Source organism: Pontibacter sp. GD13, assembly GCF_058216355.1.
Genome location: NZ_JBYZMQ010000002.1, coordinates 401339 through 418191, shown reverse-complemented (window position 1 = coordinate 418191; position 16853 = coordinate 401339). Strand labels below are relative to the sequence as shown.

The window sequence follows — 16853 nt, the reverse complement described above, 5'->3', positions numbered from 1 at the left end:
TTACTGCACAACCAACTTGGCCTGTTTGTTTGCAACTGCGCCATTCACCTGCACATAATACACGCCTCTCGGGAGTGGCAAGGCCGGGGCCAAAGCAACCCTGGCATTCCCGAAGGTATCCGTCTCGGTTATGGCAGTTTGTAAAACACGCCCAGTTCCATCCACCAGGGCTATCCGCAGCATTTCATCCGGGTTGTATCCTGTAAGATCAACGGTCAGGGCTGCGCCAGCATTCGGATTGGGGTACAGCAGCATGCCTCGTTTACTTTCGGAAGCTTTCGTCTCAAGCACACTCGAAGTGGAAACAGCAGTTGTCGATGGGGTTAACGCGATGGCTGAGATGATCGCGTTTTCGGTGACGGAGGTGAACAGGATACTTAATTTCCCGTCGGTAACGCTGACGTTTGCAATCGTTTTGATCACCGCCACACCGGCCCCTGCTTCCTTGTAAATATCATAGTTGCTGAGTACCCGCTGACCTTCCACATCCACATGAAAAACGCGTGCGCCCACTGCTCCGGCTGCTTTGCTCCCAGGCGCGCCAAAGTATGGTTCAACAAAGTATAAAGCCACGGAATAGGTACCTGCACCGCTCACCGGAATGTTATAGCTGAAGGGCTGCCCGGAAGAAGCGTACCGGTACTTCAAGAATAACGGATCATCGGTAGTGCCCGCTACATCAAAGGATTTGGATGAAATAACCCCACTACTGGCATACGCATCAGCTGCCCAAACCTGGCCCGCTTTATCCGTGTACGCAGGGCCTCCCGCATTTAGGTAAGTGCCACTCCCGGACTGTGATGCCGTGAAGGTAGCCGTGACCGTTTTGTTGGCATTCATGGTAACCGTAACCGGATTTGCCGTTCCTGTTGCATCGCCACTCCATCCCGCAAACTGATAGCCACTTGCCGGCGCAGCAGTCAGGGTAACCTGTGTTCCGCTGGCGTAGGTACTCTGGTTCGGCGACTTGGCCACCGTTCCGTTCCCGTTGGAAATAACAGTTAGTGTATAGGAGGCTGGAGGTGGCGCGGTGCCTGTTTTAAAGACCTTAATACCGGAGATGATGGCATTATTAGTGACAGACGTAAAGAGTATGTCCAGGGTGCCATCGGTAACGGACACATTGCTAAAACTTTTAACCACAGCCCAGCCATAGCCGCTTGCCGCGTACAGATCGAAGTTACTCAGCACGCGTTGCCCCTCCAGGTCAGCATGAAACTTTCGGGCGCCGGAGGTCTTAAAGTATGGCTCCACAAAATGCAGCTCAACAGTGTACTCACCAGATTCCAAATTCGGAATGGCATAACTAAAAGCCTTGCCACCTGAAGCGTAGCGATAATTCAGGTACAGCGGGTCGTTTGTTGTTCCGAGTACATCAAAGGATTTGGAGGAGGTAACGCCCCCTGAAAAATACCTGTCTGACTCCCAAAGTGTATTGCTGCCATCGGTATAATTGCCACCTCCCGTATTCACCTGCACCGGTTCTGGTGCAGGATTCGGTACATTGCCAACCGTGAGCTTTACACAAAAGCTGGCACTGGCATAGGCCGGGGTAGTGCCAACACTTTGGGCTGTAATGTTGGCGGTATACACGCCGTCACCCAGACCAGTAGTGTTCACGGTTGCTTCCACGTCCACGGCTGTCGGAAGCGCTACGCCGCTCGCATTTTTGGTAACCTTCAGCCAGGCAGCATCGGAAGTGAGGTTGTATGCGGCCTCCCCTTCCAGGGTATAAAGCAGGTTTTTAAGCACCACGGACTGCCCAGGCTGAAGTGACCTGGTAAAGCAACTGGCGGTGAAACCGAGTTTATAAGGGATATTGCGGCTGAAAGGCCTGGTAAAGGTTTGGGCATGCGGATCAATGTTGCCCAGTTTTCCGCAGGCCAGCACATACGTTTCACCGATCACGCGGGCCGCTACGCCAATATAACCATTGGTATTGGTGCTGGGGTTAGTGGGCAGCACAAAAGAGGCGTTGGTCCAGGAACCCAGTCCACTGTTAGCGGCAGGAGAAAGGATCGTTACTTTATCAGGCCCTCCGTCGCCTCCCGCTATATACAACTTGCCATCCAGCGGAAAGATAGAGGCCTCGCAGTGCGAACGCACAGTAGGCATGTCTGTCAGGCGTGTCCATTTATCTGTTAAGGGATCATACATATGGGAATACTTCTGGTCCTGCCCTCCCCCGCAATCGTGCCCAAACTGCCCCCCCAGAACGTAGATCTTCCCTTCGAAAGTGGTGGTACTGATGTGGTTCCGTTTGATAGGAAGTGGCGTCAGCTTATTTTCCCATTTAGTATTAACGGGGTCTGCCAGCCAGTCATCCACCTGCAGGGTCAGGTGGTACTTGTCCTGGTCGTTGTTGCAGGGCGTATTGATAAAGCCGCCCAATACATGGATCGTGCGCCCCACAAGTGCAGCGCCACCACCGCCCCACGGGATGGCTTGACCGGTGGCTGGGTCTATTAATTCAGGTCCTGCCGACCACCTGTTCAGCGTAATGTCATAGATCCAGACCGCACTTGTCAGCTGGCCATAATTATCTGACAACCGTCCCCCGATGATCCATACTTTGTCATCCACCAGTACCGTTCCCTCATGGGTAACGCCATTTCCGGCAGGGATAGGAGCCAGCAGGGTCCATTTATCAGTTACGGGGTTGTATGCTTCGTTGGAGGGCTCCACGTTTGGCCATTCACCAAAGCCCATGAACACGTAGAGTTGCCCTTTATAGAGCACACTACCCATTTCGCCGTGCTTGAAATTCGCATCCTGCTTCTGGGTCCATTGGCCCAGCACAACGGGAGCATGTAAAAACAGTATTAAGAAAAAACCAAGCGCTCCGAAAAAAAGGAAAGGCCTGGTTTTCATTTTTGAATGGCTTATATATTCATTTAGAGTATGGTTTTTCATAGCGATTAAAATTAGGATTTATAGAGAGGCAGGCAACGGTTTTGAGTCTTAACAAGGCTTATGCTGCAAGAAGCGCATTTAGGTGAGGGGAGCCATGCGCTCAAGAACCTACAATTCAGGAATTTGGCAAAACGCATGCATCAAGTGTTGGAATCTCACTAAAATTGAAGTTGCAGTATTTCCAGGTTAATTTGAAGAACGAGCGGTTATTGGCTAGAATAAATAGATTGGTGCGACACCTTGCTGCCACATGAAATTTAAAAGCACACGAAGCTTGTGCGATGCAATGTTTCCCGGCATGCAGGCCACTTTAAGCCTATATCCGTAATCATAGTCATTATTGATAATGAGCTATCAGCGTTGGTTAGGTAACCCATGTTGCGATTAACCCACCCCTAGCCCCTCCAGGGAGGGGAATTACATGCACGAGTAAAATTTCCCTCCTCGGAGGGGCTAGGGTGAGATTACACCTTCAATATATTACACCCTCCATGCATATAACAAATCGCAACATGAGTTATGTAGTTATTCTAAAACTACAGTATTTTATACGAGTAAAACAGATCCAAAAACGCGTGCATTACTAAAATAAAAAGCAACTTAGCTAAAGTTACCTTACTTTATAGCCTGTTCGCCATGCTTGACTACCAGGAGGTTACTCGTGAAAATAGAATAGGATGGCAATTTGATAGCCTGGCCAGTGTTTTTTTGAGGGCAACTAAAATTTAGCCTGGGATATTTCTTAAAACCATTTGGCCATTCTCAAAATTGCACGCGATTTCAGCACCAAATTGATCAGTGTAGCACCGGGTGAACTTGTGTTACTGACAGAAGCAACGTAAACCAAGCCTTAGCGCTGCCAATCCACCTCCGGGAACACCACTTCCAGCTGCCGTTTGATCACGCGGTAATTGCCTTTCCAGAAACCAGCCAGGTCTGATACGGTGGTGATCGGCTTCAGCTCCGGCGAAAGCAGGGCCAGCTCCACCGTCATCTCTCCATCATCTACTCTGGGGCTCTCCTCCCATGCCAGCACATCCTGAAGACGAATCTCCAGCGTTGGCTGATCTCCGTTTGATTTATACGCCAGTTCTATACTTGAGCCATCTGGCAGGTTTATACTTGCCGGGGCCAGTATCTCCAGCCTTGCACGCTGCTCCTCGTTCAGGTATTTGGCTTCCAGGATCGGCTTGAGGTCCAGCTTCATCAGGTCGTCGGGGTGTTCGATGTCGTATAAGTATGGCTTTAGCCAGTCCATGTTGGTCATGAGCAAAGTGCTGGTGCTTACGTCGGGCCAGAACTCGGAAGTGCGCCATTTGCGCAGGCTCAGCACACGGTTTTGCCATTGTGTTAGCTCGTGGTTAAAGTCAAGCAGGTGATCGCCTTCTACCTTTATGGCTGCGGAGATGGCAGGTACGCGGTATTTATCATCAGGCGTTGGCAGCGGCTTGCTTTGCAGCACGATACTTCCAATTCTCGTATCCATAGAAGCGGTCAGCTCTCCGTCGTTTACGTCCCAGTGGTATACTTCCTGCTGCTTTACGAGCGGAGCCAGGTCGCGGGGGTTAAGTGGCGAGGCCAGGAAAATGCGGCCCGGGTTGTCGCCGGTACCGGCGTGCAGGTGTGCGATGGCCAGCCAGGGCTCGTGCGCCAGGTCGTCGCGGTGACCGGCAGACGCATACTGGCCGCTTGCCAGCTGGAACTGCGCATTATTGCCGGGGCGTGCGTAGGCGATGCGCTCCGGGTAGCAATGCGTCAGTAGCACACCCGTTTCATACTCATCAAAAGTGCTGTTATCCGGCTGCAGGTCGAACATAGCGCGGTACGAGCGGGCGATCTTCTCGATCTTGCCGAAACGCTTGCCCTGCCCCTGCTCTTTTCTATACCTTCTGAGGGCTTCAATCCTTAAGTTAATATCGATGCCGGCGTTGCGGTCCAGCGGGTCGCGCTCTTCCAGGATGGCGGCAATATCGCTTGCCAGCGCCACCTGGTCGGTTTCTTCGGCTTTGAGCAGCATGTGCGCGATACGCGGGTGGCATGGCAGCGCGTGCATCTTTTTGCCATGCTCCGTAATGCGGCCGTTCTCCAGCGCCTGCAGCTGGTGCAGCATGTCGGTGGCATATTGCAGGGCTGCGCGTGGCGGCGGGTTCAGCCAGGTAAGGCCACGGATATCCATAATGCCCCATTGCGCCATGTCCAGCACCAGGTTGGCCAGGTCGGCTTCCATTATCTCGGGGGTGCGGTGCGGGGCCATGCGTTCCTGCGTGGTCTTGCTCCACATGCGGTAAGCCGTGCCCGGACCCAAACGCCCTGCCCTGCCGGCCCGCTGGTCGGCGGCGTCTTTGGAGATACGCACTGTTTCGAGCCGCGACAAACCGGACTTCGGATCGAAGCGGGAGGTTTTGCCGAAGCCTGTATCCACCACCACCGAAACGCCTTCTATGGTTAAACTGGTCTCGGCTATACTTGTCGCCAGTACTATTTTGCGTTTGCCCTGGCGGTCGGGCATGATGGCGGCGTACTGCTTGCCGAAGGGCAGCATACCGAACAGTGGGTGTATCTTAAAATCGCGCAGCTGCCTGCGGAGCAGTTCTTCTAACTTCCGGATGTCGTTTTCGCCGGGCAGGAACACAAGGATATCCCCTTCCTGCTCTTTGGCGGCCTGCTGCACTACTTTGGCCGTCATTTCGGGCAGCATGCGGTCGTCGGCTTCGCCGGTGTAAAAGGTTTCGATGGGGTATTGCCGCCCCATACTTTGCGCCACCGGGGCCTGCAGCAGTTTGGTAAGCTGGGGCATATCCAGGGTGGCCGACATCACCATAATGCGCAGATCCGGGCGAAGCGTGTGCTGCGCCTCCCGGCTCAGGGCCATGGCCACATCGGCGTGGATGCTGCGCTCATGAAACTCGTCGAAGATCACGATGCCAATGCCCGTCAGCGAGCGGTCGCTGTGGATCATACGGGTCAGGATGCCTTCGGTGACGACCTCGATGCGGGTGCGCTCCGAGATGCGGTTCTCGAAACGGATGCGGTAACCGACGGTATGGCCTACCTCCTCGCCCAGCAGTTGCGCCAGGCGCTCGGCAATGGTTTTGGCCGCCAGGCGCCGGGGCTCCAGCATGATGATCTTCTGATCTTTCAGCCAAACTTCATCCAGTATAGCCAGTGGCAGCAAGGTGCTTTTACCGGCTCCGGGAGGGGCGTTTACGATCAGCGTGTTCTGCGCCGCCAAGTGCTCCCTAACGGCAGGTATGATTTCCCGAACGGGTAAGTCTATGGTAAATGGGTTGAAGGGCAAGGGAAAAAAGCTTTGAGTTAAAAGTTAAGCGTTGACACAGAGACTCCTTTAAATCAAGTTACTATAAGAGTAGTTTAGTTTCTTAAGATTCGCCTGATACTGCTCCAGGTATAGGGATTTTGTTTCGTTATCCAGAAAGCTTTGTGCTATTAAATCGTTTACGGCTTGCTTCTGTTCCCTATATAAATTTAAGAGCTTGATGACTCTAGATTCTTTGATCCCGATACGCAATCCGAACTCAAAAAAATCGTCATAAGCATAGTACCCGTTTGCTGCGAAGCTACTTGTTTCGTAATCGTCCTCAAATAGGCCCCCTTTCAGAGCCAGGTATGAATCATCCACATGGATCCGTGTATTGACTAAGTCGTAGGCAGGACTCATTACAAAGTCGCCGTTAGGTGTTTCGATAAGACTGAAATTCTTCAGATGTGCATCGCCATTTGAAAACAGGTAATTAAATATTATCAGCGAGTACAGCTTTTCCAACTCCACAATAGAGGCGGCTACGTAGCGTTTGACCAATGCTGCTAAGGATTCATAAGTATATTCGTACTTAAAATCCGGGCCAGCAGTCTCGGATGTTCTACCGGCCAGCGAGGCGAAATCTTCTTGAGCATATTTACTTCTGTTTGGCTTAACATCGAAGCGCTTAGTAAGGTAGGCAGGCTCTCCTGTTTGGAAGAAGATAAGCGCATTTTCAGCGGTCTGTATCCCGTATACTTGCCGTGCAATCTGCATGGTCAGGTGCTCGTTTGCGGGCACCTGTTGCACCCTTCTTAGATCGCGGGGAATGGGTTTTAGGATGTAAGTACCTTGTTCACCTGGCTTTGTCAACCGAAGCTTGTTCTTATCTAATACCAGCGAAAGCTTCTCCTGCACGCCCGAAATGGAGATACGTTTTCGATTCTCTATAAACTTTTCCGCATCTTCTTCGCTTGTCTGCGGGGCATTGTAAGGTAGCACATGACTTACTTTCTTGCCGCCGAAAACACGTACTAAGCAGGTGCGGCTGTAGGTATAGTAACCTGCTGCCAATGTGCCCGGACATACTAAAATTTCAGGGATAGCCATTCAAGATTAAGCTAATGATTTGATGGTAACAGCCCCAATGGTATCGGCTCCGGCAGTGGCTATGAGTAGGCCGAAATAGTCCTTTTCATCTATCCTGAGCTGACGAGACTGCAGCTGGCGGTTTACCCCCTCCGAAAGCATGTTGAAAAAAAAAGGAAACAAGTGATTAGACTGGTATACCTGCTGCGTTTTGGGGAGTGTCAGACTGATAGCAGGCAGTTCACTGTTCTGAAACCATTCTTTTGTATATCTAAATTCATACTGCTTGTTAGGGTACTGGGACAATATCCCCGCTAAAGTACCGTTTCTATAAACTTCCGCTTGTCGCATCGCTTATAAGTTAAGTTTCTTTACTTCCATCTTTAGCTCCATACCAAGCACTTCTGCCAGCTTGTGCAACACCTTAAGTGTCGGATTGGCTTTCCCTGTTTCGATCCGATATAAGGTATTGATATTGATATCAGCCAATTCTGCCAGATCTGGCTGTGTGATATGCAGCAAGTCACGGCGGCGTTTGATTAGATCTCCAAGTTCATGAGCCAACATTATAATGTGATTTATAAGGTATAACATTACAAAAATAGGTATTTTAAATCAATTATCACACTATAATGTGTTTTACATATGAAATATGGCGGCTGGTAAACATAAAGCAATAAAAATCACATTATAGTGTAATATATTACTTATTTCATTGCGCAAAAAGGTATATAATGCTACAAGTTACATTACATTGTGTGGCTTTAGCATGAAACATGGAAGAGCAACAATAGGAAAAGGTATACTTTGGATGTAGATATAGCGCCGAACATTTGCGCATCTACTTCTACTAGCAGCTATGCCGGGTGCTCCCTAACAGCAGGTATAATTTCCCGAACGGGTAAGTCTAAGGTAAATGGGTTGAAGGGCAAGATATAGAAACAAATAAATCAAAATTGCCAGCAAGTGTAGTGCTGTACTTGCTGGCAATTTTATAAAATGTTATTGTGATTTATCTCAATAAATAGGCTTTCTGATCATTTACAGTTGTAAGTATAAGTTTCATCCCAGCTTCTATTACTCTGAGATAATCCTGATAATGTTAAAGGATAACCTTGTTGGTTGTATGTGTATGAAATAGTTGAACTCTCATTTAGTATAACCTGACTTTTATAATTTAAGACAGTAGTTTTGGTAATATTATGTTTGAACGGATAGCCATATCCCTGAAAATTGAACACACGATTATCATAGGCAAGATTATTTTTATCATCATATTCCAGAAAATATGTCCTATTGTATAGCTCGCTGTGTACCTCATCTTGCACTTTCATCTCAATTTTCACCATCAATCTTTTTTCATAAAAAAAATTCTCGGTTTGAACCAGCGCGTCACTACCGGCCCCGATATTGTAAAGGCGGCGGTTTTTCAGTTCTTCGGAGCTATTGTATTCATACACATAATAGTTAACAGGTACGTAAGTACCTTCTGAATTTTTGGTATTAAGATTTAACCTAACCAATTGTCCAGTACTATTATAATTGTAAAGTAAATGATAGTAAAAGTTTGTAGAGGGATTACTCCAAACGGTTTTTATAAGCTTGCCGTTCACATCGTATTCCAATTCATAATAATTTGCATTTTGAGTGGTACCAGGAAGAACAGAATTTACTTTTATTAGTAAACCCTTAGTATCTTAATGATATGTTTTTATAAAGCGGTTATTCCCCGCTTCTGACTTCATTAGTTTGCAGGATAGGGTTTTAGGATCAGGGTTAGGAGATGCTTCTTCTTTTTCCTTGCTGCAACCAACTATAAGCAACAATACCAAAGCAAGACAAAGTAAGCGTGTTTTCATTTCAAAAAATTAAAAGTAAAGTATTAGAAACTATCGCAAATATATGATTTTTTTCATTTTTAACTAAAGTATGAACATCATGATCTTCTGGCTTTGAGCCAGGGCTCATCAAGTATAGCCAGAGGCAGCAAGGTGCTTTTACCGGCTCCTGGAGGGGCGTTTACAATCAGCGTGTTCTGCGCCAGCTGGAGCGAGCTTAAAACTCATGCTTTTTCTTTTTCACGCTGCAATACCTTTCGTAAAGGTAACATTACGAGCTACAAGCTCGCACTAGCATAGTTACTCGCACTAGCGTACAAATACCTAACCCCGCTAACTGCTAATTAAAGTATAAGCCTTACATGAGCAGGAAGTATAAATTTCATAACAAGGAAGGCCTATACTTTGTGAGTTTTGCCGTGGTGTAGGTGATAGACGTGTTTACGCGGGAGGAATACTTTGCCCTGATTACAGACAGTTTGCACTACTGCCGCAAAAAAGGCATGGAGATCTATGCTTGGTGTCTTTTTCCGCTATCCGACCTCGCGGCGTTTTACAAACCCGTGAGCGTCTGCCGCCATGGCCGTGGTTATACGTGTTAAAGCCTGGTGCAGTAGTTTTTACCACAGACACTCGCGGTTCGGGAAGACGCCGCGAGGTCTTTTAATCCACATCTTTTGGCGTAGCAACATCAGTTCTGGCAGCAACACAACAAGCCCATCGAGCTGTGGAGCGCTACGGTAATAGACCAGAAAATCGACTATATCTATAACAACCCTGTGGAAGCCGGCTTTGTATCAGAACCGCACCGTTGGAAGTATAGCAGTGCGATAGACTTTAGCGGTGGCAATGGGCTGCTGGAAATTGATATTGCCTGAACAACGGAGGTACGAGCTACAAGCTCGCAACAGCAGACGATGAGTGAGTACTATAAGCTATAAAAGCGAGGCTCTAAAGTTATGCACCAGCCCCGCTTTTAGTTATGTTATTACATATGACTGCTTTTCTGCCGCTTACAGACCTTAGGCATCCTGTTTCTGGGCAGCCAACAATTGATCGAGATTTTCCATGGCCATGGTCAGGCCTTCTTTAAAGCCCATCTGGATGGTGGTTTCGAGCTGCGCCAGGTCATCGAATGTGATCAGGTTCTCTACTAAAGTAACCTCCTCTTTGGGTGTAAAGCTTACTTCCCACTTCGATTGCGGCATTTCTGTGTTTACCACGCCTTCGGCATCTGCAAAGCCATCAAGCGCGGTAAAGCGCCTTTTAGGGTCTATGGTCTTATACTTTGCCAAGGCCCAATGCTCTTCGCCTTCGGGGCCAACCATGGCATAGTGCCAGTAGCCACCTTCCCTGAAATCCATCGTTTTCGTGCGGGCTTTCCAGGGCTTAGGCGCCCACCACTGGTCCAGTATCTCACTTTTTGTGTAAGCATCCCACACCAGCGGGATCGCTGTAGCAAACGCTCTTTTAACCGTGATCGTTTTGTTTTCCTTGTTCACGGAGAACTCAAATGCAAGGTCGTGTTTCATGGCTTATTTTGTTTTATGTTAGAAAAAATAGTGTCGAGTTGGTTAAAACGGTCTTCCCAGATCTTTCGGAACTGTTCCAGCCATTTGTCAATCTCTTTCATTTTAGCAACCTCCAACTGGTAGTAAATCTCCCGCCCCTGCTGTTCCTGCTTTACAAGCTGGCATTCTACAAGTATTTGCAAGTGCTTGGATACAGCTTGCCTGCTGGTGTCAAAATGTTCGGCTATCGCATTCGGAGTCATCGCCTGCAAGGCAATCAACCCAATAATGGCTCTTCGGGTAGGGTCTGCTATCGCCTGGAAAACGTCTCTTCTCATACAAAATTAAAACATGCAACCGATTGTTTGCTTTTATACGTGCAAACAATCGGTTGCGAATAATATTTTTTGATTATTTTTTAGCGAACTCATTTGCAACAGGTGCTTTAAACGAGTTAAGTGCTTCTCTCAGCCCCTCTGTTGCCCCAGCTGTTGCTGCTGTCGTGTAGTTCAGGCTTACGCTGTGCATAACCAATCGACATGGCAGCTGTTTAAGCTACAGTACCAACCCTATGAAAATAATGGCAGAGAGCAGAGACGAACAGCAGTACACCAAGCCGGAACTGCGCGAGAAAATTAAAGACCAGCTGATGGCCTCAGACAAAGGCGGCAAAAAAGGGCAATGGTCGGCACGCAAGAGCCAACTGCTTGTGCAGGAGTACGATAAGCAGGGCGGCGGTTACAAAGGCAAAAAAGACGAGGCGGCCAAGTCGCTGGAGAAGTGGACTGACCAGGACTGGCAAACCAACGATGGCGACGCCGACGCCCGCCACGGCAGCAGCACCAGCCGCTACCTGCCCAAAGCCGCCTGGGACAAGCTGAGCAAACAGGAGCAAAAGGAGGCTGAGCAGAAGAAGGTTAAAGGTTCTAAAAAAGGTGATCAGCACGTGGCTTATACCCAAGCCGTAAAACGCGCCCTGAAGGAGGTAAAGCAAGCACAGCACAGCGAGCCCACCAAAGCCGACCTGCTGCAGGAAGCCCGAAAACTGGACATCAGCGGCCGTAGCAAAATGAACAAAGCCGAACTGCAAAAAGCCGTGGACAAAGCGAAGTAGATAATTGAACGGGTAGAGTCAGTCACAACCTTCTCCCCCCCGCTTGCGCGAGCTTGCTGCCTTATCCTGTCCCATAACTTTTCTGAAAAGCAATTTTATAGCTCATTTATACCGCCAGTTTGAGCGCAGCGGTAAAGGTGGTTGATTTTGGAGCCAGTTTGCAACTGGCGCAACCCATTTTTATACCTCCGCCTTTACAAAATGGCCTCATGTGCAGTCACAAGTTGCGCTACCGCTAAACTTGCGACATGTACCCTTATTTCAGTTCATAATGGCCTCATTCCAGAAAAGTTATAGGACAGGATAAGGCTTGCAGCTCGGGCCCTTTTATTTTCTACGCAGCCATAACTTCAGCTAAAGTAACAGTACAGCTGCAAGTTCGCATTAGCTACGAGCAACTCAGCTGAGGCTCAGAACTCGCAGCATCTGGAGGTCCCGCAAGCGTCTGTTATAACAAGCGTGGCTATACTTGTTTGTGCCGGATGCGGCGGCCATTGCCATAGACACTCGCGGGTTTGGAAAACACCGCAAAGTCTTTTGGGAGCAAACGCTTTTTACGCACCAGCAGGTAGCTGGCAAACTGCTGCTACTTTTCTTCTGCTGCCTGCGGCGGTAACAGGCTGGCCAGATCATGTAGGGCTACTTCCAAATTCCCCGCAGCTTGCACCCGCAGCGAAAGTCCGTCGGGCTTCGGCATAACATCCTGCACGCCTACAGCTTCTACAACACCTTTCAAGGTTAGCCCTTTCAGCTCCATACCCTGTTCCAGTTGACTGTTCACTTTCGCAAGTTCTGCCGCAATAATCGGTTTCAGGTCTATCCTGGTCTTCTCAATAATCTGGCTATAGGCGACTTTATTGACCAGCACCTGCAGCGCCGAGTTATAAAAACCACTGGACGTATGCGACTCCATCGAAAATTGCTGCACATAAAATTGCTGGGAGGAGTTGTCGAAGGCCAAAGCTGCCGATACGTACAGATCCACTTTATCGCGCTTCAGCAGCGTGCGCAGTATTTTCAGCTGCACCCGCAGCAGCAGGTTGTATTTACCTGCGCTGCTTCCTGTAACCCCGACCTCCAGCACCTGCGCGTAGGGGTTGGCCGCTGTGCCTTCCTCAGGTTTAGGAATATAGGTTCCGACCAACTGCTGCTGCAGCACGGTTTCCAGGGCAGCATACGAAATCAAAATAGGTATATTTAGTTGTATAGGTTTTTCCATAGACTATTGTTTAGAACGATTATGGAGGTATCCGCAGGTTTAAGCTTTCTTTTTAAAGCCCGGTCCAAAACCATAATCAAGGCTGTTCCTCCTTTATCGAGCTGCCTAAAGTTAAAAAGAGATGCGTGGCAGGGCAATTAAACCTGTAAATTAACCGCAAAAGTTAAATATAGTGAAAAAACTGTACATACTGCCCGTTTGAGCGTAGCTGGAAGCGGTGATTAGAATGGCAACAGGTTATGAGCTTGCTAAAGTAGGAAAACGGGAAACACCTATACTAATAGACTACTTTAATTGCCACAAATCAAGCTACCGCCGAACTTGCAGCAGCTTGTATACTTAATAACATGCACCGAAGCTCAAGCGCCGGGGGCAATTAATCGACTGATCACAAAAAAAAACGAAAATCTTATTTACTTTTTGTAAAACAAACTAGACTTATATCAAAAGTTCTCGTATAATTGTGTAAAATATACTTTACTTTTAATCAAACAAGATTTACTTATGAAAAACGCAACCTGGAAAATTCAACAAAGACAGAACACGAAGGTGTTAGCTTTCTGGACCACTGCTTGGACCCTGTCAGTGGCTCTAGCTACCTTCGGGCCAAAGTTCATTTGGCAGGAAAACGTTACCGTCACGGTTATGGCGATTGTGCTCAATGCGGCATTAGGGGTCGGCATGATCCTGGCCAATATCCGGCATTTAAAGGGCCTGGACGAGATGCAACAGAAAATACAACTGGAAGCCATGGGCATTGCGCTGGGTGTGGGAGTGGTTGGCGGATTGAGTTATACCCTGCTGGATGCAACCAACCTTATACCCGGAGATGCAGAGATTTCCATTCTGCTTATGGTCATGGCTCTCTCCTATTTGGGAACCATCTTTATCGGACTTAATCGCTACAAATGAAAAATCGCCTCAAAGTACTCAGAGCTGAGCGGGATTTAACCCAGGCTGACCTGGCTGATCAGTTAGCGGTGTCCAGGCAAACGATCAATGCCATTGAGAAAGGTAAGTTTGACCCCAGTTTGCCCCTGGCCTTCAAGATATCGAGGTTGTTTAATCTAAAGATCGAAGAAGTATTTCACGAAGAGGAAAGTCTCTAGATTCCAGCCCCCCACCTCAGGCACGTGCTTCATGTTCGTGCCTGTGCTTTTTGATCATCTTTCTTATTAAAACAACAACAGTGCAAGCAACGGGCTTATAAAAAACACCTGTTCGTTGCAGGTATATATAAAGCTTTATGCCGCATGATTCTTTGTTGCTGTAAACCAGTCACTTTCCTTTGTACATGCGCTAAATATTACATTTCTAATAAACCCTATCTCACACAACGCGTATTACCCTAACTGAAAACACACACCATAAGCCCTATACTTATAGATTAAACTTTTACATAAAAAACCTTTACCTATTAAATTTGTACTTTTTATGAAAAAGTTATTATTAATTCCCCTGTGTTTTTCCCTTTTCTTTACTTCCTGCAGCAACGACGACGGTGATGCGGTTGTCCCGGTAGTATCAAAGATCGATGCTGACATGCGAGGCGACTGGACCAATACTTCCATCAAACGAATTTATTATTCCGACACGGATACGGTGATGTATGCCGATTCCGTCGCACGCCAGGCCTACTTTAATTTCGACGGGCAAAAAATGACCGTTACACTGCAAGGCAGCTCGAACAAAGATGTCTGGAAGTATAGCTTCCCGGATAAAAACGACTCCACCCACATACAACTTCAACAAAACGCAGTCACGACCAATTACTTAGTTACCTCACTCACTGATTCTGACATGGTATGGGTGGAAGAAAGAGCCTGGGCAGGTTACCCCGAGGAAGTGCCGGACAATCAGAAAACGACATCCAAATTGGGCGTGTATACCTGGAGATTCGAAAGGAAAAATTAAATCATTCTTTCTTAAATGCAGAAGAGGCAGAAGCTAAAAGCTCCTGCCTCTTCTGTTTTATGCTCACCTATCACTACCGCAAAAAATACTGCTAACGCTTTGCGAATTGTTTCGCTTTAAATTCTGGCCTGGTAGGTGTACAACTGGTAGTACCTGCCCTTTTTCTCCAGCAGTTCCTCATGTTTACCCTGTTCCACAATATGTCCCTGCTCAATCACCAAAATCTGGTCGGCCTGGCGAATGGTGCTCAGGCGGTGCGCAATCACGAACGTGGTGCGGCCCTGCATCAGGGTCTTTAAGCTGGCCTGTATCAGGCTCTCGCTCTCTGTGTCCAGGTTTGAGGTAGCCTCGTCCAGTATGAGCACGCGCGGGTCGGCCAGCACGGCCCGGGCAATGGCAATGCGCTGCCGCTGCCCGCCCGAAAGCTTTACGCCCCGCTCCCCGATCAAGGTGTCCAGGCCATTTTCAAAACGATCTGTAAACTCCTGCACATACGCCGCCTCTACGGCTTGCTGTACTTGCACCGTGGTAGCATTGGGGCGAGGGAATAAGATATTTTCGCGAATTGTGCCTTCAAACAGGAAATCGTCCTGCAGCACCACACCCAACTGGCTGCGGTAACTCTGCAGGCTTATCTTCTGCAGATCATGTCCATCCACGGTGATAAGGCCACTGTCGGGGTTCAGAAAGGAGGCGGCCAGCCCGGCAATGGTGGTTTTACCGGAGCCGGAGGTGCCCACCAGGGCCGTAACGGAGCCTGCCGGCGCGCTGAAACTGATCGCCTTAACCACTTCTTTCCCAGCCTCGTACGCGAACGACACATTATCAAACAGGATGTCGCCGTGTATCTGGTTCAGCTGCAGGGTTCGGTGCCCTCCTTCATCCTCCAGGGGCGTGTTTAGGATTTCCTGCGTGCGGTCGAGGCCGGCAAAAGCCTCCGTAAACTGGCTGCCGATGTTGCTCATCTGCAGGATTGGCGCGATCATAAACCCCAGGTAAAGCGTAAAAGCCAGAAAATCGCCGAAGGTTAGCTGGTTGTCCATGATCAGGTACCCGCCAATCCCCATAATGCCCGCCGAAGCCAGGCCCAGCAATAAGGTAGCCGCACTGGTCACCATGCTGGTGGTTACCAGGCTTTTCTTCACGTTCAGGAAAAGGCGGTTCACACCATCCTCGAATGTTTTGATCTCCTGTGCCTCTGCATTAAAGCCTTTGATTACCCTAACGCCGCCCAGCGTTTCGGTCAGCCTGCCCGTTACTTCGGCATTGATCACACCGCGCTCCCTGAAAATTGGCCGAATCTTCCCGAAAGCTTTCAGGGAGATCACCCCGAAAATGGCCACCGGTATCAGGACAAACGCTGTCATAAGCGGACTGATGTAAATAAGCAGGCCCAGGCAGATGAGGGAGGTGAGCACCCCGCCGATCATCTGGGCAAAACCCGTCCCGACCAGGTTGCGCACCCCCTCCACATCCGACATGATGCGCGAGACCAGCTCACCGGTTTTGGAGTTATCGAAGAAGCGGATGGGCAACTGGATAATGTGCCGCTGCACCCGGGCACGCAGCTGCGAAATGAGGTGCTGCGCCTCCACGCTAAGGATCTGCGTGAGCACAAAAGAGGTAACCGCCTGAATTACAATGGCAGCCGCCACGGCCAGGATGAGCCATTTCAGCAGGCTCAGATCGCCCTTCGGAATCACGTCGTCGATCAGGTATTTGGTGGCTCCCGGCAAAACCAGGCCGGCCAGGCGACTGATGATGATGAGTACCAGTCCGATACCCAGGTATTTTTTACGCGGCCAGATGATGGTTTTGAAAACCTGGCCAATGGTTACATGCTCTAGTTTTTTTGATTTCGACATTTCCATACTTTATCAGGTCCGAAAGTACGATTTATCAAGCAATTAAAAGCTGCCCGTTGCATTTGAATTAATGCCAGCACGATGGTTAAAAGCTTGCGGTAAAATGTGGTAACTTGCGGCAAGTATAAAAC

Annotated in this window: 15 protein-coding genes; 4 read left to right on the top strand and 11 right to left on the bottom strand. The window is 48.7% G+C overall.

Going from position 1 to position 16853, the window contains the following annotated elements:
- The 9 genes from AC4BAN_RS05440 to AC4BAN_RS05400 all read right to left on the bottom strand — a co-directional run bounded on the left by AC4BAN_RS05440 (position 1) and on the right by AC4BAN_RS05400 (position 10948).
- On the bottom strand, positions 1–2871 hold the full coding sequence (locus AC4BAN_RS05440) for a malectin domain-containing carbohydrate-binding protein (RefSeq protein WP_490563363.1): 2871 nt from the start codon (positions 2869–2871) through the stop codon (positions 1–3).
- 892 nt (positions 2872–3763) lie between these two features.
- Complete coding sequence (gene hrpB, locus AC4BAN_RS05435; protein WP_490563362.1) at positions 3764–6211, bottom strand: ATP-dependent helicase HrpB; 2448 nt, start codon at positions 6209–6211, stop codon at positions 3764–3766.
- 48 nt (positions 6212–6259) lie between these two features.
- A complete protein-coding gene (locus AC4BAN_RS05430; RefSeq protein WP_490563361.1) occupies positions 6260–7282 on the bottom strand; it encodes a type II toxin-antitoxin system HipA family toxin in 1023 nt (340 codons plus the stop codon).
- Positions 7283–7288: 6 nt separating this feature from the next.
- Positions 7289–7612 carry a HipA N-terminal domain-containing protein gene (locus tag AC4BAN_RS05425; protein ID WP_490563360.1) on the bottom strand — a complete coding sequence of 108 codons (324 nt, stop codon included), beginning with the start codon at positions 7610–7612 and terminating at the stop codon, positions 7289–7291.
- A 3-nt stretch (positions 7613–7615) separates the two neighbouring features.
- Positions 7616–7828 (bottom strand): helix-turn-helix domain-containing protein, encoded by a 213-nt coding sequence (locus AC4BAN_RS05420; protein ID WP_490563359.1) that lies wholly within the window; start codon positions 7826–7828, stop codon positions 7616–7618.
- A gap of 470 nt (positions 7829–8298) precedes the next feature.
- A complete protein-coding gene (locus tag AC4BAN_RS05415) occupies positions 8299–8874 on the bottom strand; it encodes a hypothetical protein (RefSeq protein WP_490563358.1) in 576 nt (191 codons plus the stop codon).
- Positions 8875–8958: 84 nt separating this feature from the next.
- Positions 8959–9120, bottom strand: coding sequence for a hypothetical protein (locus AC4BAN_RS05410; protein ID WP_490563357.1), 162 nt, complete (start codon positions 9118–9120; stop codon positions 8959–8961).
- A gap of 1001 nt (positions 9121–10121) precedes the next feature.
- Complete coding sequence (locus tag AC4BAN_RS05405) at positions 10122–10631, bottom strand: SRPBCC family protein (RefSeq protein ID WP_490563356.1); 510 nt, start codon at positions 10629–10631, stop codon at positions 10122–10124.
- Entirely contained in the window at positions 10628–10948 is a 321-nt protein-coding gene (locus AC4BAN_RS05400; protein WP_187065905.1) for an ArsR/SmtB family transcription factor, read from the bottom strand. The genes AC4BAN_RS05405 and AC4BAN_RS05400 overlap by 4 nt, the downstream gene beginning before the upstream one ends.
- Before the next feature lie 242 nt (positions 10949–11190).
- On the opposite strand from AC4BAN_RS05400, the gene AC4BAN_RS05395 reads away from it, so the two are divergent.
- Positions 11191–11724 (top strand): hypothetical protein, encoded by a 534-nt coding sequence (locus AC4BAN_RS05395; RefSeq protein ID WP_490563355.1) that lies wholly within the window; start codon positions 11191–11193, stop codon positions 11722–11724.
- 586 nt (positions 11725–12310) lie between these two features.
- On the opposite strand, the gene AC4BAN_RS05390 is transcribed toward AC4BAN_RS05395, so the two are convergent.
- Positions 12311–12943: a DUF4403 family protein gene (locus tag AC4BAN_RS05390; RefSeq protein WP_490563354.1), complete on the bottom strand. Its 633-nt coding sequence runs from the start codon at positions 12941–12943 to the stop codon at positions 12311–12313.
- A 585-nt stretch (positions 12944–13528) separates the two neighbouring features.
- On the opposite strand from AC4BAN_RS05390, the gene AC4BAN_RS05385 reads away from it, so the two are divergent.
- The 3 genes from AC4BAN_RS05385 to AC4BAN_RS05375 all read left to right on the top strand — a co-directional run bounded on the left by AC4BAN_RS05385 (position 13529) and on the right by AC4BAN_RS05375 (position 14857).
- Positions 13529–13855: a hypothetical protein gene (locus AC4BAN_RS05385; protein ID WP_490563353.1), complete on the top strand. Its 327-nt coding sequence runs from the start codon at positions 13529–13531 to the stop codon at positions 13853–13855.
- Entirely contained in the window at positions 13852–14052 is a 201-nt protein-coding gene (locus AC4BAN_RS05380) for a helix-turn-helix transcriptional regulator (protein ID WP_490563352.1), read from the top strand. The genes AC4BAN_RS05385 and AC4BAN_RS05380 overlap by 4 nt, the downstream gene beginning before the upstream one ends.
- A 325-nt stretch (positions 14053–14377) precedes the next feature.
- Positions 14378–14857: a hypothetical protein gene (locus AC4BAN_RS05375; RefSeq protein WP_490563351.1), complete on the top strand. Its 480-nt coding sequence runs from the start codon at positions 14378–14380 to the stop codon at positions 14855–14857.
- Positions 14858–14973: 116 nt separating this feature from the next.
- Here the strand turns inward: AC4BAN_RS05375 and AC4BAN_RS05370 are convergent, their stop codons facing one another.
- On the bottom strand, positions 14974–16722 hold the full coding sequence (locus AC4BAN_RS05370) for an ABC transporter ATP-binding protein (RefSeq protein WP_490563350.1): 1749 nt from the start codon (positions 16720–16722) through the stop codon (positions 14974–14976).
- Positions 16723–16853 lie beyond the last annotated feature (131 nt).